This is a genomic window from uncultured Cetobacterium sp. (assembly GCF_945952365.1).
GTDB lineage: Bacteria > Fusobacteriota > Fusobacteriia > Fusobacteriales > Fusobacteriaceae > Cetobacterium_A.
On sequence record NZ_CAMFHX010000006.1, the window covers coordinates 44,645 to 66,298 of the forward strand.

Here is a 21,654-nt window from a genome sequence, read left to right on the forward strand (position 1 = left end):
GGTTAAATTTAACCTACCTTAAATAGTTTTAAAAAAATAAAGCTATCTATCAGACTTTTAGAAGATGAATAAATCAGATAAAGATACTTTGATATGATTTATATTTAAAGCTTTTAAGTCAAACTCTTCTATGGAGTAGACAGCCGTTGGAGTGTTATATTTCACGTAATTTTTTAGGTCGTTAAATTTAACAACATCTTTAAATTTTATGGAATAAAGTTTTTCTAGTTTTTTTATAATCATATTTGCAAGAGAGCTAGGGATATTTCTATATACAAAAATATATTTATTTAAAGATAGCTTTTCCTGCTTTGAAAGATTGATGATATTTATCATAAAGAAGTATATAATGAAGCCTTCGTATATAGTTACCGATGGAATTTTATTTTTTATTTTACTAGTTAATTTAAAGATTTTTTCAGGAAAATCATCAATTAGTATGTTCATAAAATAGTTGTCTCTTATTTCGAAAATCTCTTTAACAAGTAGAAATATAATCCATTTTTTTAAAGGAACTTTATCATAGATAGCTTTGTTAAAATTTAAATCAAAAAACTTACTTAAAATTACTTCTAAATTAAGAATATAATCATTAAGTTTATCTGGATAAAAATCAAGGGTATAATATCTATTTTTTAAAATTTCTGTAAAATAATCAGAAAGTTCTTCTAAAATATTAACCTCAAAAGAGGGTGAAATTTTGAAAGAATGTATTTTTTTATCTATAAGATTTGTTGAAAAAGCCATTATAGAGCTATTTAAAATAATTTCATTGTAGTAAAAGTTATCATCTACTTTGGATTCGATGTAAGAAGTTGCTTTAGATATATTTTTAAAATTGTTTTGTTTTAAAAATGCTCCAAACTGAGTTCTCATTATTTTAGGAAGAAAATCTTTTTCAATAAAATATTTTATAATATATCCTAGAAACATTCTTCTAATATATACTTCATCTCCTGAAAGAACTAATCCTAAGTTTTTATACCCATCTAACTGTAAATTATATGTTGAAATTTTTATTTTTATTTTTATTTTCGCAAGGTCATAACTTAATGTTCTTCGAGTGACATTTAATTGTTCAGCAACCTTTGAGATATTTATAAACCTTTCATTTAAAAGTTTAAAAATAATAAAAACAATTCTTTCATCTTTTGTCAAAGACTGTACTTTTTTAATTTTGTATATAAGATTACTATCTTTTCTAAAAATTTTTATTAGAATTTTTATATCAATATTAGATTCGTTATATATAATTTTTTCGAGATTTACTTTAAGAAATTAGTATATTCACCAAAATACCCAATTTTAATATATATTTGGTTAATTATCTTGTGTTTGCCCTTCTCTTATTTAATCGAAAAAATAGAAGAAAATACCAAAAATATAGCCTTAAACTATAAAAATACCAAATTAAGAATACATAAACTTGAATTTACTATTTTACATACAAAAGTCCACAAAAATGACGCTCTTATTTCGATTTTAACAGCCTTTATTTTTTTAGCTCTTATGAATACTAGTATTCGTAAAAAATAGCCTCAAAAGTTACAAAACTTAAAATAAGGCCTTTTGAATATATGTAATACAATTATAATCAAAATGGTCAGAATTACTAAGAATCGAGGGTCGTTTCTCTCGATTTTTACATTTTTAAGATATTTTATCTTAAAAAAATAAAAAAATAGCGAAATATATTGAATTTATGAATTTATAATGTTAAAATTAACTAAAAATAAAAATGTATGGAGTGAGTAAAAATGAAGATTTTATCATTACAAATGGAAAATTTTAAAAACATAAAAAATAGTAAAATAGATTTTAAAAATAATCTTTCTGGGATATATGGACCAAATGGAACAGGGAAAACTGCTGTAATAGAAGCAATTGATGTTATAAGATTATATTTTAATTCTTTGAAGAGTAAAGAACAAAGTGAAGAGTTAAAAAATAAAATTGCTAAATTAATAAATATAGATTCAAACACAATGTTTCTTGAAATTATTTTTACAAATGAAGACTTTCAATATAAATTAAAATTAGGTTTTCAAAAGGATAGATTAAATAGTGAAAATATTTATGTAACTAATGAAGAATTTTTATATAGAGAAATTGTCAAGAAAAGTGTATTTAAGAATATAGTTACAATTGATAATAGTGTAGAAACGATAATTCCACAAATTAATTTCAAAGGTAAATTTAATGCTAAAAATAATAAAGAGATAGAGGAGATTTTAAAATCTAAAGAAATATCATTAAAAAGTTTATATTTTGAATTTGATAAGTTAAATAGCCTATTTTCTTTAGTATATGAACAGATAAAAAAAGTTGAAAAAGAGAAATTAAATTCAGAGATCAATCTATTTATGACTCATTGGGAAAAAATAAAAACTACAATCATGACAATGTTTGTAGTAACCTTAAAAGAGCAAGCGTTATATAATTTGGAAATTTTATTACCTTTAAAGGCTCATACAGAAAATGCTCATGGAACACTTCCTATAAATTTTGGAAAGAATAGAGGTAATATCTATGAAGAGAAAATAGTTCAGGATTTAGAAAAAGTAATAGAACAGATAGGAGATATATTCTCTGTTATTATTCCTGATTCTAAACTTATACTGGAGAAAAAAGATGATAGAATAGAGAATGAGAGCAAAAAAATTGCAGTAAGTCTGTATGTAGAAAAAAATGGCAATAAAATATGTGTGGAAAATGAATCTACAGGAATAATAAAACTAATTTCACTATTATCTGCATTAGTTTATTATGTGCAGGATGAGAGAGCTATTGTACTTATAGATGAGCTAGATATTCATATTTTTGAATATCTGTTAGCAATAATGTTAGAAAAGCTCTCAAAGTATGCAAAGGGACAATTAATTTTTACTGCTCATAATTTACTACCATTAGAGAAATTAAATAGAAACTCTATTATAATTTCTACGATAGAAAAAGAGCGTACAGCTTATGTATATTTTAAAGGAACTTCAGGAACAACAAATCTTAGACAGAAGTATTTAAGATCTCAAACTTTATGGAGTGAATCAAATATAAGCCCATTATTATTGAATGAATATGCTTTGGAACTATATTTGAGAAAGTTGGTGAAGTAAAAATGAGAGAAAAAGTTTTTTTATTTATAGTTGAAGGACCTAGTGATCAAGATGCACTAATACCTTGGATAGCAAATGAGTTGAGAAAATTAAAAATAAAGGTGACTGTAAAAGTTGTTTATGGAGATTTATTAACTGAATATGTCCAAAATAGTAAGGGAATTTTCAACATTACCTCATCTAATGTAAAAGGAAAAATTAAAAATATTGTAGATGAATTTATAAAAAGTCCAATAATTAAGGCGGATCAAATAAAACTTAAGGATATACAAAAGATTTACTATGTCACAGATACGGATAATTGTTTTTTCAATCAAAAAGATAGTTCAATTAATAAGAGGAATTGTTTGTCTAAAATGTTTAATTTTAAGATGATAGAAGTAAATACTACGAAAAATATAGAATTTGAAGTTATATTTTTTAGTCAAAATTTAGAAGATGTACTTTGTTCTAAAAAAGATGCAACAGATGATGAAAAAGAAAGAATCTCTATTGAATTTGGGATGAAAACTCTAAAGGATAGGGATTTATTTATAAAAACTTTTACAGAGGAAAATTTAAAGACATGGAACAGTTATTCTGATAGTTATGAAGGGATAAAAAATTATACAGACAGAGCTTGTAATATGAATAATTTGATTGATGAAATAGAAAATTTTAATAGTTAAGTTGCCAATTAGATTATAAAATAAAGGAGTAAAAATGAAATTTGAGAACTGGATGGCATTAAAGTTCATCTCAGAAAACAAAAAAAAGATTATATTACCATTTTTAGCTATAGTAGCCTCAACAGTTCTTATTTTTCTATCAATAACTTTGAAAGCGAGTATAACTAAAACAGTAGAAAAAGATCTAAGAACTATGGGAAAAAATAGCATCCTAATAGGTGGAGATAGCATAACCTCAAAAGATATAGCTTTCATAAATAGTATTCCAGATGTAGATTACTATCTTTATCCCGATAGTTTTAAAGAGGACGATGAGATTTTATTTAAAGGTTATCCAAATGAACTTTTAAAAAAGATGAATCTACCAGAATTAAGAGATAGTGACATCATCTTAGATAAAACCCAATTCTCAGATAGAAAAATAGGAGATAGAATCCTACTTTCTATAAATGGCGAAAGAAAAGAGTTTTTCATAAGAGAATTTTATGAAGAGTTAAATCCTCTTGAAACTATGAAAGTAGGAAAAAGAGCTATTCTAAGTCAATTGGGCTTCGATTCTAATGTTGTAAAATATGATTATAAAAGAGTCTTGATTGTCTTTAAAGAGAGTGCTGATTCAAATGATTATATACCTATGATTATAAGCAGTTTAAACATAGGAAGAGAGAATAAAATAAAGCTTTTAGAAACACCAGATCTGTTTAAAAAGATAAATAAAATAATCTCATTTTTAAATAAAGCACTATTTTTAATGCTAGCTCTTGGAGTTGGAATAGCAGGATTTTTCACTTTTAATATAACTATGACCTCTTTACTCGAAAAGAAAAGCAGCATAGGGATATTAAGTGCTGTCGGAATGAGTAAAAGTAGAGTGTTCAGAATATTCTTAATTCAAAATATCTATATACTACTTTCGGGACTTTTTTTAGGAGTAGTTTTAGGGTATTCTATTTTAAAAGTTATAGAGTTGGTTTTAAATATATCTATATACTTAGATGGTTTAAAAGTGTTTAGTTTTATTTTTACAATAATAACACTAGGGATGCTATTAGGTATAGTTCCAATAAAAAAGATTCAGAAGTTATCGATTATAGAGTTATTAAAAGTATAGGGGATGTATTGAAGCTAGGTTCGTGAGAATCTAGCTTTTTTTGATACCTAATATGAAATATGGTATAATAATCTAAATGTTAAAAGAGAAAGGGTGTGAAAGCATGAATAAAAAAAAATTACCAATTGGTAAAAGTGACTTTAAAGAAATCATAGGTGGAAATTACTACTATGTTGATAAAACTGGATTTATAGAAGAGGTTTTAGAAAAAAATTATGAGGTAACCTTAATTTGTAGACCACGACGTTTTGGAAAAACTTTGAACATGAGTGCCTTAAAATACTTTTTAGATATGAAAGATGCTGAAGAGAATAGAAAACTTTTTAAGGGATTAAAGATAGAAAAAACAGAGTACATAAAAAGAGCAGGAAAATATCCGGTTATATTCTTAACCTTAAAAGATTTATCTGGAAAAAATTATCAAGATTTCTTTTCAGAGTTTAAAAAACTAATTAGTAGACTATTCAAAGAGCATAAACACCTTTTAAAACTTTTAGATGAATATGATTTTGAAAATTTTGATAAAATTTTAAGAAGAAAAGATGAAGCTGATTATGATACTGCATTACAGTTTTTGTCAGAACTTTATAAAGAGTATGTAGGTGTTAAACCGGTGTTATTGATAGACGAGTATGATTCACCAATGATAATAGCTAATGAAAAAGGTTATTATGAAGATGTAAAAGAGCTTATGAGTACTTTCTATGGAAGCTCTTTAAAGGATGCACCAATATCTTTTGCAGTTGTAACAGGAATTTTAAGAGTGGCGAAAGAATCTATTTTTTCGAGTTTAAATAATTTGAAAGTAAGCACTTTATTAAAAGGTGATTACAATCATTTTGGTATGAATGAAACCGAAGTAGAAGAGATTTTGAAGCATTATAATTTAGAAACAACTATGGAGTGTGCTAAAAGTTGGTATAACGGTTATACTTTTAATAATCAGAAAATCTATAATCCTTGGAGTATTATAAATCATTGTGATTCTGGTAAATTGGAGAGTTATTGGGTAAATACTAGTGCTAATACTTTAATTATGGAACTTTTAAAAGAAGCAGATTTGGATATAAAGGATATCTTTTATAATCTATTAAACGGTGGAAGTGCAAGAACTATTCTAGATGACAATATGATTTTTGGAGAAAAATATAGCCACAGTACAATTTTATACTTAATGTTTTCAGCTGGCTATTTGACTATAGATAGATATGGAGAAGAGGATGATGAGTACTATCTGAGAATTCCTAACCTTGAAGTTAAGAAATATTTTAAAAAAACGTTTTTAAATATATTAACTAACAGTAATAGAGATAGTTTTTCTAAATTGAAAGATGCTTTATTAATTGGAAAAATCTATGGGAATGACTCAATAGAGGAAAAGATAAACTCGATGTTTTTGGCGAGTATGAGCTATTTAGATGGTTCCAAAGAGGAGAAGTTTTATCATAATTTAATTTTAGGAATGATAATAGGACTCGATAGTACTTTTTATATTCATTCAAATAGAGAGGAAGGTCTAGGGCGTTATGATTTAGCTTTAGAACCAAAAGATAAAAATAGAATTGGATATATTTTTGAGTTTAAAGTGGCAAGTTCAACTTCAGAAAGTGATTTTGATGCAGCTGGAAAAGATGCTTTAAATCAGATAGATAAGAAAATATATGAAAACGGATTGAAAGAGCGTGGAATAACTAAAATAGTTAAGATAGGTTTGGTATTTTCAAGTAAATCGATGAAAATATATTCAAAGTAAGATAAGAGATAGATGGGGGAGAAAAATGGTTGATATACACAGTCATATTCTGTTTGGGGTTGATGATGGAGCAGAAACACTAGAGGAGTCTTTACAGCTTTGTAGAGAGGCTGTTAAGCTTGGATATAAAGATATTGTTTGTAGCTCACACTATAAAAAAGGAAAGTATGAAAATAAAAACTATGCTGAAAATTTTAAGCTGTTAAAGATAGCGTTGAAAGAGAAGCGTATAGACATAAATATTCATCCAGGAAATGAGATCTATTTGGATATGGACACATTTTTTAGTTTAGATGAGAAAAAATTTAATACTTTAGGGGATAGTAACTATATATTGGTAGAGTTTCCAAGAGGACTACTTTTCAAAGTAAAATACAGCATGATCTCTTCACTCATAAATAAAGGGTATAAAATTATTATAGCTCATATAGAAAGATACCCAGAGCTATCAAAAGAGGAGATTTTAAAGTTTAAGGAGCTAGGGGTTAAAATACAAAGTAATATAAGTGCTATTCCTGGATTGTTGAAAAAAGATAACTTGCTTTACTCTGAAAATATAGTAGATATTTTAGCGTCTGATGCTCATAACTTAGAGTACAGAAACTACTCTTTTCATAGAGAGTTTATTTTATTTAAAACTTTTATTGGAGAGGGAAAATTAAAAATTTTAACAGAGGATTCACCTCGTGAGATTTTAAAATAAAGTAAGTGAAAGTGGGGAAATATGGAGATAGATATCTATAAGTTAGGTGAAAGATATAATTTGACAGAATCAGAGGAGTTAGCCTTAAGCTATATTGTAAACAACATTGATAAGGCTTTGGAAGTTGGGGTTAGAGGTGTTGCAAGAGAGTGTTTTGCATCGACATCAGTTGTTATGAATCTTTCTAAAAAGTTAGGATACAAAGGTTTTATAGATATGGTTTATAGATTGGAGCTGAGTTTAAAATCTAATTCAGCAGCGAAAGATTTAAATAGCAGTTATTGTCAGGATTTTACTTTACAAAAAGGTATGAAATTTAGAAATCTTTTAAAAGCAAGAAAAAGAGGCGCTATATTTGTTCATGGAGTTGGATTTTCAGCTCATATAGCAAGATATATAAATGATAAACTTATGATTTTAGGGTATTTTTCAATGATGTCAGAATATATGGAGAATATGGAAAGAGATTATGAGGAAAAGCCACTCTTAATTGTTGTTTCAAAATCAGGAGAAACAGCAGCTATACTTAATCTTTGTAATAAAGCAAAGGCGAATGACGTTCCTATAGTGGTGATAACAGGAATAGCTGGAAGTAGTATGGAAAAAATTTCTGAAGTGACATTTGTAGTGAAAAATAGCAATCTATTAGATGATAGAAACTTAGAGAAAAATGATTTTTTTGGTAATAGTATTCTTTTCTTTGAAGAGTTAGTAGATGGGTATTTAAAAGGGAGCTAGTAAATAGCTCCCTTAAAATGTTTTTAATATATATTTCCCTTTTTGTGTATTTTTAGTTTCATAAAGATTGATGTCTGAAAGATTGTAGAGCTCCTCAAAACTAAACTTTTTGGTTGTGTCGTAGATAGCTCCGATAGATGCTTCGACTACTACATTGTCCGAATTAAATTTAAGATTATTTAAAATTTTTTCAGCATAGTGATGTAAAATGTTTTCAGAAGAGGGATTTTCTAAGTAAACTAAAAATTCATCTCCGCCAAGTCGACCAAGAATAAACTCTTTACCAAAAATTAGCTTCAACTTTTCTCCAACAATTTTTATAATTTCATCTCCAACCTGATGACCTTTAGTGTCGTTAAGTTGTTTGAAATTATCTAAATCAATTAAAAACATAGCTTGCGATTCAATTTTTTTATTTGAGATTTTCTTTTTAATTTTTTTTTCTAGAGCCCCTCTATTTAAGAGTTGAGATAAAGAGTCTATCTCTGAAAATTTTGAGATATTTTTCAAAATTTTCTCTCGATAAGTAACATCCATTATCACAACATAAAAAAGATCATCTTCAGGATTATAGGTTGCAATATCATGAATCCAAAGAATATCCCCTTTTTTATTTCTAATTCTAAATTCATAATCTAAAACATTTTTAGTTTTCACAGCATTACTAACTTTTTTTAATATTTCGTTTAGGTCATCTATAACCAAAGCTGAAAATTTATTGTCAAAAACTTCGGACATCTCTTCTTTTGTATAACCGATGAGATTGTAAAAAGCATTATTTGCTTCAATAATTGTAGAATAAGGGTCATTTTTACATATTAATGCACCACAACTTATTTTTTCAAAAAAACTCATACTTTGCATTTTATTTTTTAATTCCTCCAGCTATTATATAAAAATGAAACAGTATTATATTATACTATGAAATCTAAAAAAAGCATATTAGAAATTTTTTATATAAAATACATAAAAATAAAAACAAAAATTAAAATAACTTCTATATAAACTTTTATATAGAAGTTATTTTAATATTATAATTTATTTTAAATTTGGCCAGTAATCTTTGTTTGCAACGATTAAATCATCTAGTATCGCTTTAGCTACAGTTGCACTAGGAACAGTTTTTGACATAGTTAGAGCTTGCCATAATTTTTGGTATGATCCTTCTATCCAAGCTTCAACAGTTAGTTTTTCAACTGAAACTTGTTGTTCCATAAGTCCTTTTTGGAACTGAGGAATAGCTCCTACAACTAAAGGTTCAGGTCCAGCATTTCCAACTATACATGGAATCTCTACCATAGCAGTAGAATCAAAGTTTACAATAGCTCCGTTATTTTCTACAATCAGTAACATCTTCTCTTTTGTGTTAAAAGCAATTGCTCTAGCTAAATCAACTATATATGAAGCATGCTCATCTATGTGTAGGGCGGTATCTTTAGATGTGTTGTTTTTAACTATTTTAGCACACTCTCCAAATACAAACTTCTCTCTTCCATCCATAACCTCGTTTGCTCTTGTATACTCTTTATCTGAGTGTTCAACAACATAATCAGGGAATAGGTAGTATTTTAAGTATGTATTAGGTAAAGTTGTAGGGTCAATTGCATAGACATCTTTTGCTTTAGCAAAGGTATCATTCCAACTAGCATCTGTATGCTGATTATCTCCTTTATCTTCCACGTATCCAAATTTAGCAACATGCTCTTTAATTTTTGGCATTAAATCATTTCCAGCTTTATCTTTTATAGATTTCCACCAACCAAAATGATTTAATCCATAATACATGATATCCATATCTTTTCTAGAATCTAATCCAAGAATCTCAGCCATTCTAACTTCAATTCCAATTGGCATATCACATATGTTAAGTACTTTTGAATTTGGTTTTAATCTTCTAGTAGCTTCAGCAACGATAGCAGCTGGGTTTGAGTAGTTTAACATCCAAGCGTTTGGAGAGTATTTTTCCATGTGGTCAATCAGTTCAATAACTCCTCCTATAGATCTCATACCGTAAGCTACTCCACCTGGTCCACAAGTTTCTTGACCTACAACACCATGTTTTAAAGGTATTTTTTCATCTAGCTCTCTCATAGGATATTTTCCAACTCTTATATGAGCCATAACGAAATCTATATCTGTGAAAGCTTCTTCTGGTTTAGTACTGTAGCTAAACTCTATTTCTGGAGCTTTTTCTTTTAAAAGAATTGCACAAGCGTCACCTATTTTAGCTTGTCTTTCAGCATCATTATCAAACATCTTAATCTGTCTTATTGGGAACTTGTCTAAGTTGTCTAATAACATTAAAATTATTCCTGGAGTAAATGTACTTCCTCCACCTGCGATTAAAATTGAAAACTTTTTCATAATAAACCCTCCTATGCGTTAACTAAATTTTTTGTATTTTCTAACTCTTTATTCATTAAATCTTCAAAACAATCTCTAACTTGTGGTACAGATAAACCCACAATAATTTGGAATGATTTTCCTTTTCTAACAACGCCATGAGCACCAACAGCTCTAAACGTTGAATCTGTAGCTACTAGAGTTTCATCTAAAACAGTAACTCTAAGTCTAGTTGCACAGTTATTTACAACCTCTATATTATTTGCTCCACCCAAAGCTTCTAAGAAAGTGTAAGCTTGATCAAAGTAAGCATTTTCAACAACAATATTTCCATTTTTAGCATCTTTTTTATTTTTGAAATCCTGTTTTGTATAAAGTTTAATCTCTTCCTCTTCATCCTCTCTTCCAGGAGTTTTTAATTTAAACTTTTCGATGAAGAATGAGAAAACAAAGTAATAAACTGGAATAAAAGCAATTCCAACAGCTAGCTGAGTGAACATAACAGAACTATGGTTTTTGAAAAGTGGTATCCAGTTTATAGCAGCAATTTCAATAAGTCCTGATCCCATATTTCCAACAACTCCAAAGGCATACATAACAGCAGCCATAGTGGCAGCTAGAACAGCATGTATTGCAAATAGGAATGGAGCAACAAATAGGAATGTAAATTCTAAAGGCTCAGTTATTCCAACTAAAACAGCTGTAAGTGTAGCTGGGATTAAAAGTCCAGCAACAATTTTTTTCTTTTCAGGACGAGCGGTTTTATACATTGCTAGAGCGATTCCGATAGCAGCAAACATCTTACTGTTTCCGTGTAGTGCGAATCCACCAGCTGGGAAAAGCTCTTTTAGCGGCAGTGTCGAGTTTGCAAAATTAGATAAATTTTGTGCCCAAGCTACTTGGATACCACCGTCGATTACAGCTGGTCCAAATATAAATGGACCATAAATAAAGTGGTGAAGTCCAGTAGGTATAAGTATTCTTTCAAGTAGAGTGTACAACCAAACACCAAAAGTTCCAGAAGATGTCATTAGTAGTTGTAGTGATGATATCCCCATCTGAATTTTTGGCCATACCAAACATGTTACATATGATGCTGGAATCATAGCTAAAAAAGCGATCATACCAACAAGAGCACTTCCTTGGAATATACCCAAAAAGTCAGGTAGTTTTGTATCGAAAAATTTATTGTGGATATAGATTGTTAAACCAGAGATAGCAATAGCTCCAACGATACTTGTATCTAAAGTTTTTATTCCAGCTATTGTAGTTAATCCACTAACACCACCTATAGTTTGAGTAAAGTCTACTCCGAAACTGTTACCCCAAAAAGTTAGAATAGCATTTATAAAGTAGTTGTAAGTCATGTAAGTTACCAAAACTGATAAGCAAGCTCTCGGATGAGCTTTTTTAGCTAACCCAATAGGTAAACCAACAGCGAAAATTAGTGGAAGTTGTCTAAATACTGTCCAACCACCCTCTTCAATTATGTAAACAAGTTTGTAGAAAGTACCATTTGGATCTGCAAGAGAACCAACGAAATCTGGATTTTTTAAAATGATTGTTAAAGCGACTGTTAACCCTGCAAATGGGAAAAGTAGCACGGGTGCAAAAAGTGCCCCACCTAATCTTTGAAAGAATTTTAACATTTTGTACCTCCTAATTTTTTTCTAGGATCCTTTGTTAATCTGAGTATACAACAAAAAAAGTTCATAATCAATACTTGAAGGTTTAAAAACACACATTACAACAAACGTAACATGTTACGTTGCAAATATAAATATATAAAATATTTTGAAAAATGAGTAAAAGTTCGCTATAATGTAGAAAAAAGATAGGAGCTACAGAAATGAAAATAACAATAAAAGAGATTGCTATAGATGCAGGAGTTTCTGTTTCAACAGTTTCAAGAGTGATATCAGATAGCTCTAAAATAAGTGAGAGCACAAAAGAAAAGGTTAGAGAGTCGATAAAAAGATTAAACTATAAACCTAATATTATGGCTAGAGGTTTGGTAAAAAAGAAAACTGGAGTACTAGGAGTTATAATGCCTGAAGAGGCTATAAAGTTATTTTCAAGTCCGTTTTTTATAGAGGTTATGCAAGGTATAAGTTTAAAAGCGAAAGAAAGAGATTACTATATTATGTATGACTTTTGTAAAAGTGAAAAAGAGGAGTATGAAAGTACAAAAAAGCTTGTAGAAAGTGGATTTGTAGATGGGATTTGCTTGATGTCAACTAGAAAAAAAGATAAAAGTATAGAGTTTTTAAAAGAGTTATCATTTCCATTTGTAATAATAGGCGAACCAGAAAAAAAAGAGCATACTTTATGGGTGGATAATAATAATTCTAAAGCAACTTATGAAGCAGTAAAAAAAATTATAGTTGCTAAGAGCGAATATTCAGAAAATTCTAAAATAGTTTTTATTGGTGGTGATAAAAACTTAACAGTGACAAGTAATCGTATAGAGGGGTTTGAAAAAGCTAGAAAAGAATTAGGTTTAGATGGAGAGATATATTTAGGAGAAAGTTTTTCAAGAGAAGAGGGGTATCGTTTAGCTAAGAAAATTTTTGAAAAAGAGAATCCTAAAAATTTTATAATTTCTGAAGATAATCTATTAGAAGGTGTTTTAGAATATTGTGAAAAAAATAGAGTTGTAGATGTAAATATAGCTAGTTTTAATAAAACAAATTTGAAAGAGATGTGGCGTGAAAAAGTTTTTTTAATAGATATAAAACCAGAAAAATTAGGAATTGAAGCTGTGGATATTTTAGTTCAAAGTATAGAAATAGGAATAGAAGAGAGCAGTAGAGTTGTAGATATAGAGGTTTAAAGAAAAATAAAAGTTGTAAAAATGCATGTAGTATCATTTTTACAACTTTTTTGTTTTATATCTAGACAAAAATATAATTTAATGCTAGAATAATTTTAACAAGAAAGGCAAACGTTTGCATAAAATTGGAGGAGATAAAATGTGGTGGAAAGAGTTAATAGGTTATCAAATCTATCCAAGAAGTTTTAAAGATTCAAATGGGGATGGAATTGGAGATTTAAATGGTATAATTGAAAAATTGGATTATTTAAAAGAGCTGGGAATAGATTTAATTTGGGTATCGCCATTTTTTAAAAGTCCAAACGACGATAATGGTTATGACATAAGTGACTATAAAGATATTTTAGAAGAGTTTGGAAATATGTCAGATTTTGATAAATTGTTAGCTGAAACTCATAAAAGAGGTATGAAGCTTATAATTGATCTCGTTATAAATCATACAAGTGATGAACACCCTTGGTTTATAGAAGCTAGAGAGTCAAAGGATAGTCCAAAACGTGATTGGTATATTTGGAAAGAGGGGAAAGATGAAGCTGAACCAAATAACTGGGAGAGTATATTTAAAGGATCAGTTTGGGAAAAATGCTCAAAAACAGATGAATACTATCTACACCTTTTCTCTAAAAAGCAACCAGATTTAAACTGGGAAAATGAAGAGATGAGAAAAGCAATCTATAAAATGATGAATTGGTGGCTAGATAAAGGGATTGATGGATTTAGAGTAGATGCAATAAGTCATATAAAAAAAGCTGATGGATTCCCAGATATGCCTAATCCTTTGGGAAAGAGATATGTTGATTCTTTTGATATGCATATGAATGTGGATGGAATCCAAAAATACCTAAAAGAACTAAAGGAATCAACTTTTGATAACTATGATATAGTTACAGTTGGAGAAGCTAATGGAGTAGATGCTGAAAATTCTGATGAGTGGGTTTGTAGTGAAAAGGGGAAATTCAATATGATATTCCAGTTTGAGCATCTAAAGTTATGGGATTATGAGGAGAAAACAGAGTTTTGTCCAAAAGCATATAAAGATGTTTTAAATAAATGGCAAGTAGCTTTAAAAGATAAAGGGTGGAACGCTCTTTTTATAGAAAACCATGATATACCGAGAAGTACATCGACGTGGGGTAACGATGAAGAGTATTGGATGGAGTCAGCAAAATCATTTGCAACAGCATATTTTTTACAAAAAGGAACCCCTTTCATATATCAAGGACAAGAGATAGGTATGACTAATACAATTTTTAATTCATTATCAGAGTTTAAAGATGTAAAGAGTTTAAACGAGGGAAGAGAGAAGCTTGAATCTGGAGTACCTGAGAAAGAGGTTTTAGAGATATTGTCAAACACATCTAGAGATAACTCTAGAACACCTATGCAATGGGATGATTCAAAAAATGCTGGATTTAGTAGTGGGAAACCTTGGTTAAAAGTAAATGGAAATTATAAAAAGATAAATGTAAAAAATCAACTTCATGAAGAAAACTCTATTTACAACTACTATAAAAGTTTGATAAAGTTAAAAAAAGAGAGTAAAACTTTAACATATGGAGATTTCAAACTACTTTTAGAAAATGATGAGCATGTGTTTGCGTATTTAAGAGAGTTTGAAAATGAAAAATATTTGGTTTTAGCTAATTTAAGTAAAAATGAAAAAAAATTAGATTTGTCAGAATTTAATTTAAAAGATAAGAATATAGTTTTAGCTAACTATGAAAAAATAAATAGAAAATCTGAAGAGTTTCAAATTAGGGCTTATGAAAGTATAGTTTATAAAATTTAAATAGGGGAGTGTTAAAATGAAAAAGAACAGTTTAGTATCATTTGATTTTTGGCAAAAATTAGGAAAAGCTTTGATTGTAGTAATAGCGGTTATGCCTGCGGCAGGGCTTATGGTTTCTATTGGTAAACTTCTTGGAACGAGTGGTCTTTCAATGATTGGAAGAATTATAGAGGATATGGGATGGGGAGTTATTGTAAATCTGAATATTCTATTTGCTGCTGCGATCGGGGGATCGTGGGCAAAGGAGAAAGCTGGTGGAGCGTTTGCAGGAGTTATGGCATTTATACTTACAAATAGAATTACAGGAGCAATATTTGGAATAAATAGTGCTATTTTAAACAATCCAGATGCTGTTGTAAATTCATTAACAGGACAAGAACTGTTAGTTAAAAATTATTTTACTAGCGTTATGGGAGCTCCAGCTTTAAATATGGGAGTTTTCGTAGGAATACTATCAGGGTTTCTAGGAGCGGTACTATTTAACAAATATCAAAATTTTGATAAACTACCAAAATCTTTAACATTTTTCAATGGAAAAAGATTTGTGCCATTCACAGTTATATTCGGATCTTTTGTTATGGCAACAGTGCTTTCATTGATATGGCCATTTGCTCAATGGGGACTAAATAGTTTTGGAGAGTGGATAGCAACTTCAAGAAATACAGCTCCAGTTTTAGCACCGTTTGTATATGGAGCTTTAGAAAGATTGTTGTTACCATTTGGATTACATCATATGCTAACAATTCCAATGAACTACACAGAGCTTGGGGGAACTTATACAGTTCTAACGGGAGCAGCAGCGGGAAGCGTTATGGCTGGTCAAGACCCTATTTGGTTAGCTTGGATAACTGATTTAAATAATTTCAAATCTATGGGAGATACAGCTGGGTATCAAAATTTATTAGAAACAGTTGTACCTGCAAGGTTTAAAGCTGGTCAAGTTATTTTATCCACAGCATCACTTTTAGGAATAGGTCTTGCTATGCTAAATAATGTGGATAGTGATAAAAAAACTCAATACAAAACGATATTTTTATCATCGATGTTAGCTGTATTTTTAACAGGAGTAACTGAACCTATAGAATTTATGTTTATGTTTGTAGCTCCAATTTTATATGTTGCATATGCAATTCTAACAGGAATAGCTTTTGCTCTTGTAGATATAATCTCTTTAAGAGTTCACTCGTTTGGTTCTCTTGAGTTATTATCTCGTTTACCGCTAATGATAAAAGCTGGATTATATAGAGATTTGATAAACTTTGTAATAGCTTCGACTAGTTTTTTCTTCTTGAACTATTCGTTATTTAATATAATTATTAAAAAATATGATTTGCCAACACCTGGAAGAAAAGGGAATTATATTGATGATGAGGAAACAACTTCAGAAAGAAAAGAGGTCTCTGAAGCTGGAGATGCTATTCCTGTTAAAATAATAGAACTTTTAGGTGGAAGTGAAAATATAGTTGAAGTGGATGCGTGTATGACTAGGCTTAGAGTTACAGTTAAAAATTCAGAGGCTGTTGGAGATAAAGGGCTTTGGAAAAAAACAGGTTCAATTGGTCTTATAGTAAAAGATTGTGGAGTTCAAGCTATATATGGACCAAAAGCAGATATATTAAAATGTAAAATAATAGATATACTAGGGAGATAAAAAATGAAACTACTTACTTTGAACTGTCACTCTTGGCAGGAGGAAAATCAAATAGACAAAATGAAGTGCCTCGCCGAAGTTATTGTTCAAGAGGGGTATGATATAATAGCCTTACAAGAGGTAAACCAATTAATAGAGGATAAGATTATATATAATGATATAAGAGAAAGTAACTTTGCTTATCTTATCTGTGAAGAGTTGAAAAAAAGAGAGGTCATTTATAACTTTGTTTGGGATTATCATCACATAGGTTATGATGTTTTTCATGAAGGCACTGCAATTTTATATAAAGGTAAAATAGAAGAGCATATAAGTCATTTTGTAGGAGCATTAAAAGATACTAACTTTTGGAAAAGTAGAAAATTTACTATGATATCTCAGACTTTAGGGGAAGAGGTTGTAGATTTTTATAACTGTCATCTTGGATGGTGGAATGATTCTGAGAATTCATTTCAGCAACAAGTAGATAATCTGTTAGAGTTTGCCAACAAAAGAGGAAATAGATATTTTCTTATGGGAGATTTTAATAATGACGCCAATATAAGAGGAGAGGGATATGATTATCTAATCCAAAAGGGATTAAAAGATACGTACTCTCATGCTTTAGAAAAAGATGATGGAATAACAGTTTTGGGTGTCATAGCTGGATGGGAAGGGAAGTGTAGTGCTTCAAAAAGAATAGACTTTATTTTAACCAATAGAGAGTTAGAGATAAAGTCTAGTAATGTGATATTTAATTCTAAAAATAAAGATATAATTTCTGATCATTTTGGAGTAGCTGTAGAGACTTTCTAAATTAGAAAGTCTCTTTGAGGCTTTCCTAAAAGGAACCCCTGACCATATTCTACAGAGTTTTGAATAAGGAATTCTAAATCTTCCTCTTTTTCAATACCTTCAGCAACAATTTTTAAACCTAAACTTTTCATAATTTTAACTAACCCTTTATAGATAACCTTTCCTTTTTGATCATCTTCATTCATAGCCAAAATTAGAGATCTATCAAATTTAACAATATCTACTGGAAGTGTTGCAAGAAGTCCAACAGTTGAATATCCAGCAGTAAAATCATCCATAGATATAAGTATATCTTTTTCTTTTAATTTTTCTAATCTTTCAATTGTAGTTTTTGAATTGTTTAAAATCATAGTTTCTGTTATTTCAATCTCAATATTTTTTCCGTCAACTTTATAAAAATCTAAAAGATCAAAAATATATGGAACCATATCCTCTCTCATAAAAGTTTCAGAGGACATATTGAATGAAAGTCTAAAATCTTTTGTAACAGATTTTTTTTCCAAAAGTACTGCAACTTTTTTTATAGCTTCTTCAGCGATTTTATAATCAATTTTATAAACGATACCCATTTTTTCAGCTAGTGGAATAAATTCAGCAGGGCTAATAAATTTTAAATCGTTATTTTCCCAACGAGCAAGAGCTTCAGCTCCACTCAGTGAGTTGTCACTAAGGTTATATTTAGGTTGAAATACTGCATAAAATTCACTGTTTATTGAATTTTCAAGAAGAGATTTTATTTTTTCATTTCTTCGAGCCCTTTCAATAAAATTATTTGTAGCTTCTTTATACCAAAGTTCATTATTTTTTTTAATTGCAGACATAGCCATATCAGAACACTTAAAAGATTCGTGTAATGAGATGCAACTAGATTTTTTATGATACCCTAAGGTAAATGAAGTATTATATTTTTTCATTAAAAAAGAATCAGAAAACAACTCTTTTAATTTTTCTATTTTGTCTGTTGGGGTTTTATTGGAGTGTGAAAAGATATAGAACTCATCCCCTGAGATTCTGAAGATTTCATCTTTTTTGAAAACTTTTTTTAAAAATAAGCTAGTTTGATATAAAACAAGATCTCCCTCTTCGTGACCGTATAGATCATTAACTTTTTTAAAGTTATTAAGATTTAATAAAAAAGTGACCCCTTCACTAGAGTTTTTTGATTTACAAAACTCGTTGTATGTTTTTCTACTATAAAGTTTTGTTAAATCATCTCTTGTTAATTGTTTTTTTACTTGTAAATATTTGAATAAAATTGCTAATTGAAATACGATGAAAATAAAAAGCATAAAATTAATGCCCACTGTTCCTCCCCTTGAAATAAAATCATAAATAAAATGAAATGCCTCATAAATATATCATTAAAATTAAGAAAAAGCAACAGAATTTTTCAGAAAAAATACACTTTTTTTAAGTGATATGCAACAAATGGTTTTTTGTAGTTGTGTTTGTTTAGAAATGAGAAAAATATTCTTATTTGCGTATTAAAAAAAACCACTTCTTATTTAGAAGTGGTTTTAATTTTTTTTAAGAAATTATAAAAAACAAATGAAATTATTCCAGTAGTGATATAAAGTTGAATTCCAGCTATATCTCTAAGTATATTTGAATATTCCACAAGATTTATGCTGTTTAAATAAGCACTCATTCTGAATGTTGCAACTGTTCCAACAGCCATTGGGAAGGTAGTTCCTGCAAATCCTGGATGGAAGTTGAAGCTAAAGAACTTTGGAATACTCAATAGAATAGAGATCAGAGTAATGAAAACTATTCCATAAAGGAAAATAGCAACTTTAAGATTTGGGTCTTTCATAACATTTAAATAACTTATAGCACAAAGACTTGATGGTGCTAGAAGAATAGCTTTTGTATGGTAAACCATATCTGGTAATGGTTTTGTAATAAGTCTTCTAATCATAAACGGTATTATCGAGAAGAAAGCTATTAAACCATAGATTGTAACCCATTTTAATATTACAGGTTCATTCATAGCTCCACCTACAACAACCGAAACCATTATTCCATTATATGTAACAAACCAGCTAGGAACAAAAATTTCAATTTTGAAGTTTTTAATTACATTTCTATATGTAAATATACAGATAGCAAATGCATGGAAGAAAACTCCAAATAACCATAGATTTTTACCTAAGAAAGGACTATATGGAAGTAAGAATGCTCCTATGATCATTGCTAGCATAGAGTATGTTCCATATAAACTAGCAGGAATTGTATTGCTATACTCTGCTAAAAAAGCCTCTTTGTGTCTAAAAATTTTAATTGTTGCTAAAATAAATACTACTATTCCAATAATCATAAAAATACTTCTAAGAAGAGTAAAGTTTAGTAGTAGATAAGCATTTGCAAGAGTACATGCACCAACTGTTGTGGCGATAGCTCCTACAGGAAAACGTTCAAGCCTATCAAGTGTTGTTTTAATCATTTTGATCTCCTTTTATTAATTTTTAGTCTTTGTATTCAAATTGTTGCTCTGCATCTATATTGAAGAAGTCAGAGTAATCAATGTTAAATATTGATTTTTTTATTTTTGAAATATCGATATATAGTCTTATAAGTTGAGCCAATACTCCTGTATAAGCTAAATCTCCTTGAACGATAGCTCCATAGATATGTCCATCCTTATGAGCAATTTTTTTATAAACACCATTTTTTTCTCTAATACTTTCAATAGTCAGTCCTTCAATTTTATCAAATGCACTATGACATCCTAAAGATAGAGTAGGAATATCAAAGAAGTTCATAGTTGATTTAGCATAGAAGAAGTCATCCATATCTCTTTCTACTCCAGCCATATTTGATGTGGCTGCAATTCCCTCTTTTACAGCTACTGACCAGATAGTTCCTCTACCACTTACGTCACCAGCACCATAAACATCCTTTACATTAGTTTCACCTTTTGGATTGAAAAGTAATCCCAATCTATCAGTGTTAATAGATGTATTTTCTAAAAATTGAATATTTGGACGAACACCTGCACAAACTATAACTAAATCTGCTGGAATATGTTCAATGTCAGTTCTATCCTCTCTAGTAGTTTCAAAATATAATCCATTTATAAGTGAATCATTTTCAGGATTTACATCAAGCCCAGTTACTTTTGAAGTGAAGTGTAAATCTACTCCATGTTCAATCATTTTTGCTTCATAGGCTAATGAAGCTTCTTTATCTAATTGAAGTGGAAGTAATCTATCAGCCATTTCAATTAGCGAAATTTTAGCATTTACATTTTCGTTGTGTAATAATCCAACAACAGCATCCATACCGATAAGTCCAGCACCAACGACAACGATATTTTTGCTAGTTTTAGAAAGTTCTAAAATTGTATTGCAGTCATCTAAAGATTTTAATCCAACAACATTTGTTTTCCCATGAATATTTTCAAGAGGTGGGAAAAATGGTCTAGACCCAGATGCTATTAAAACTTTATCATAAGTTACAACTTCGTTGTTATCAAGTGTAATAGTTTTATTAACTTCATCTAAAGAGGTAACCTCTCTACCTTTCATCCAATTTATATTATTCTTTTCAAAAAAATCTTTATCTACGAAGTTAATCCCTTCAACATCTCTCATATTTCCAATATAGTGATGAAGAATACATCTAGAGTAAATCTCTGTATCTTTTGAGATTAAAGTAATCTCTGCATTTTTATCAAGAGCTCTTAGATTTTCAGCTCCATTTATTCCAGCAGCCGAAGCTCCAATTATAACATATTTCATTTTAAACCTCCTCAAGAGTGATAGCAGCCATTGGGCATTTAGCCACGCATTGTGGTCCATCTGGATTATGTGTACACATATTACATTTCATAATCTCTTTTTTAGTAGCTTTATCCTCTTTTAAAGTTCCATACGGGCAGGCCATAATACACATATAGCAACTAGCACACTTGTTTTTATCGTAAGTAACATAACCAGTTTCATTGTCTTTTCTCATAGCTCCACTCATACATGTGTAAACACACTCTGGTAAATTACAATTTCTACAGAATATTGGCGAAAATTTAAAATCACTGCTCAGTACGACTCTATTTCTAGAGTCGGCAGAGTTGTGTGAAACTAAGCAAGCACTAACACAAGTTAGGCATCCAATACATTTACTTCTATCTATTTTTATTCTTTTCAAGTGAATCCCTC

The 21,654-nt window shown here is 29.3% G+C and carries 18 protein-coding genes; 10 read left to right on the plus strand and 8 right to left on the minus strand.

Features of this window, described 5'->3' with window-relative positions:
- Positions 1 to 57: 57 nt before the first annotated feature.
- Positions 58 to 1,158: a hypothetical protein gene (locus tag Q0O83_RS03195; protein ID WP_294094129.1), complete on the minus strand. Its 1,101-nt coding sequence runs from the start codon at positions 1,156 to 1,158 to the stop codon at positions 58 to 60.
- A gap of 599 nt (positions 1,159 to 1,757) precedes the next feature.
- On the opposite strand from Q0O83_RS03195, the gene Q0O83_RS03200 reads away from it, so the two are divergent.
- The 6 genes from Q0O83_RS03200 (at position 1,758) to Q0O83_RS03225 (ending at position 8,086) form a co-directional block, all read left to right on the plus strand.
- Positions 1,758 to 3,113, plus strand: coding sequence for an AAA family ATPase (locus Q0O83_RS03200; RefSeq protein WP_294094131.1), 1,356 nt, complete (start codon positions 1,758 to 1,760; stop codon positions 3,111 to 3,113).
- Between the two features lie 2 nt (positions 3,114 to 3,115).
- Positions 3,116 to 3,781, plus strand: a complete 666-nt coding sequence (locus Q0O83_RS03205) for a hypothetical protein (RefSeq protein ID WP_294094132.1) — start codon at positions 3,116 to 3,118, stop codon at positions 3,779 to 3,781.
- Positions 3,782 to 3,815: 34 nt separating this feature from the next.
- Positions 3,816 to 4,892, plus strand: coding sequence for an FtsX-like permease family protein (locus tag Q0O83_RS03210; RefSeq protein WP_294094134.1), 1,077 nt, complete (start codon positions 3,816 to 3,818; stop codon positions 4,890 to 4,892).
- Positions 4,893 to 4,995: 103 nt separating this feature from the next.
- Entirely contained in the window at positions 4,996 to 6,645 is a 1,650-nt protein-coding gene (locus tag Q0O83_RS03215) for an AAA family ATPase (RefSeq protein ID WP_294094136.1), read from the plus strand.
- A 25-nt stretch (positions 6,646 to 6,670) separates the two neighbouring features.
- Positions 6,671 to 7,348, plus strand: coding sequence for a CpsB/CapC family capsule biosynthesis tyrosine phosphatase (locus Q0O83_RS03220; protein WP_294094138.1), 678 nt, complete (start codon positions 6,671 to 6,673; stop codon positions 7,346 to 7,348).
- A 21-nt stretch (positions 7,349 to 7,369) separates the two neighbouring features.
- Positions 7,370 to 8,086: a MurR/RpiR family transcriptional regulator gene (locus tag Q0O83_RS03225; protein WP_294094140.1), complete on the plus strand. Its 717-nt coding sequence runs from the start codon at positions 7,370 to 7,372 to the stop codon at positions 8,084 to 8,086.
- A gap of 12 nt (positions 8,087 to 8,098) precedes the next feature.
- Here the strand turns inward: Q0O83_RS03225 and Q0O83_RS03230 are convergent, their stop codons facing one another.
- From Q0O83_RS03230 to Q0O83_RS03240, 3 genes are all read right to left on the minus strand, one after another.
- Positions 8,099 to 8,941 (minus strand): sensor domain-containing diguanylate cyclase, encoded by an 843-nt coding sequence (locus Q0O83_RS03230; protein WP_294094141.1) that lies wholly within the window; start codon positions 8,939 to 8,941, stop codon positions 8,099 to 8,101.
- Positions 8,942 to 9,124: 183 nt separating this feature from the next.
- Positions 9,125 to 10,450, minus strand: coding sequence for a 6-phospho-alpha-glucosidase (locus Q0O83_RS03235; RefSeq protein ID WP_294094143.1), 1,326 nt, complete (start codon positions 10,448 to 10,450; stop codon positions 9,125 to 9,127).
- A gap of 11 nt (positions 10,451 to 10,461) precedes the next feature.
- Positions 10,462 to 12,078 (minus strand): alpha-glucoside-specific PTS transporter subunit IIBC, encoded by a 1,617-nt coding sequence (locus Q0O83_RS03240; RefSeq protein WP_294094145.1) that lies wholly within the window; start codon positions 12,076 to 12,078, stop codon positions 10,462 to 10,464.
- A 200-nt stretch (positions 12,079 to 12,278) separates the two neighbouring features.
- On the opposite strand from Q0O83_RS03240, the gene Q0O83_RS03245 reads away from it, so the two are divergent.
- From Q0O83_RS03245 to Q0O83_RS03260, 4 genes are all read left to right on the plus strand, one after another.
- Positions 12,279 to 13,262, plus strand: a complete 984-nt coding sequence (locus Q0O83_RS03245; protein ID WP_294094147.1) for a LacI family DNA-binding transcriptional regulator — start codon at positions 12,279 to 12,281, stop codon at positions 13,260 to 13,262.
- 139 nt (positions 13,263 to 13,401) lie between these two features.
- Positions 13,402 to 15,051 (plus strand): alpha-glucosidase, encoded by a 1,650-nt coding sequence (locus tag Q0O83_RS03250; RefSeq protein WP_294094148.1) that lies wholly within the window; start codon positions 13,402 to 13,404, stop codon positions 15,049 to 15,051.
- A 16-nt stretch (positions 15,052 to 15,067) separates the two neighbouring features.
- Positions 15,068 to 16,702: a PTS transporter subunit IIBC gene (locus Q0O83_RS03255; protein ID WP_294094150.1), complete on the plus strand. Its 1,635-nt coding sequence runs from the start codon at positions 15,068 to 15,070 to the stop codon at positions 16,700 to 16,702.
- A 3-nt stretch (positions 16,703 to 16,705) separates the two neighbouring features.
- Positions 16,706 to 17,497: an endonuclease/exonuclease/phosphatase family protein gene (locus tag Q0O83_RS03260; protein ID WP_294094151.1), complete on the plus strand. Its 792-nt coding sequence runs from the start codon at positions 16,706 to 16,708 to the stop codon at positions 17,495 to 17,497.
- Here the strand turns inward: Q0O83_RS03260 and Q0O83_RS03265 are convergent.
- The 4 genes from Q0O83_RS03265 to Q0O83_RS03280 all read right to left on the minus strand — a co-directional run bounded on the left by Q0O83_RS03265 (position 17,494) and on the right by Q0O83_RS03280 (position 21,643).
- Entirely contained in the window at positions 17,494 to 18,801 is a 1,308-nt protein-coding gene (locus Q0O83_RS03265; RefSeq protein ID WP_294094153.1) for a bifunctional diguanylate cyclase/phosphodiesterase, read from the minus strand. The genes Q0O83_RS03260 and Q0O83_RS03265 overlap by 4 nt on opposite strands.
- Positions 18,802 to 18,998: 197 nt before the next feature.
- Positions 18,999 to 19,940 (minus strand): TDT family transporter, encoded by a 942-nt coding sequence (locus Q0O83_RS03270; RefSeq protein WP_294094154.1) that lies wholly within the window; start codon positions 19,938 to 19,940, stop codon positions 18,999 to 19,001.
- Positions 19,941 to 19,962: 22 nt separating this feature from the next.
- Positions 19,963 to 21,237, minus strand: a complete 1,275-nt coding sequence (locus Q0O83_RS03275; RefSeq protein ID WP_294094158.1) for an FAD-dependent oxidoreductase — start codon at positions 21,235 to 21,237, stop codon at positions 19,963 to 19,965.
- 1 nt (position 21,238) lies between these two features.
- Positions 21,239 to 21,643 carry a 4Fe-4S dicluster domain-containing protein gene (locus tag Q0O83_RS03280; protein WP_294094161.1) on the minus strand — a complete coding sequence of 135 codons (405 nt, stop codon included), beginning with the start codon at positions 21,641 to 21,643 and terminating at the stop codon, positions 21,239 to 21,241.
- Positions 21,644 to 21,654 lie beyond the last annotated feature (11 nt).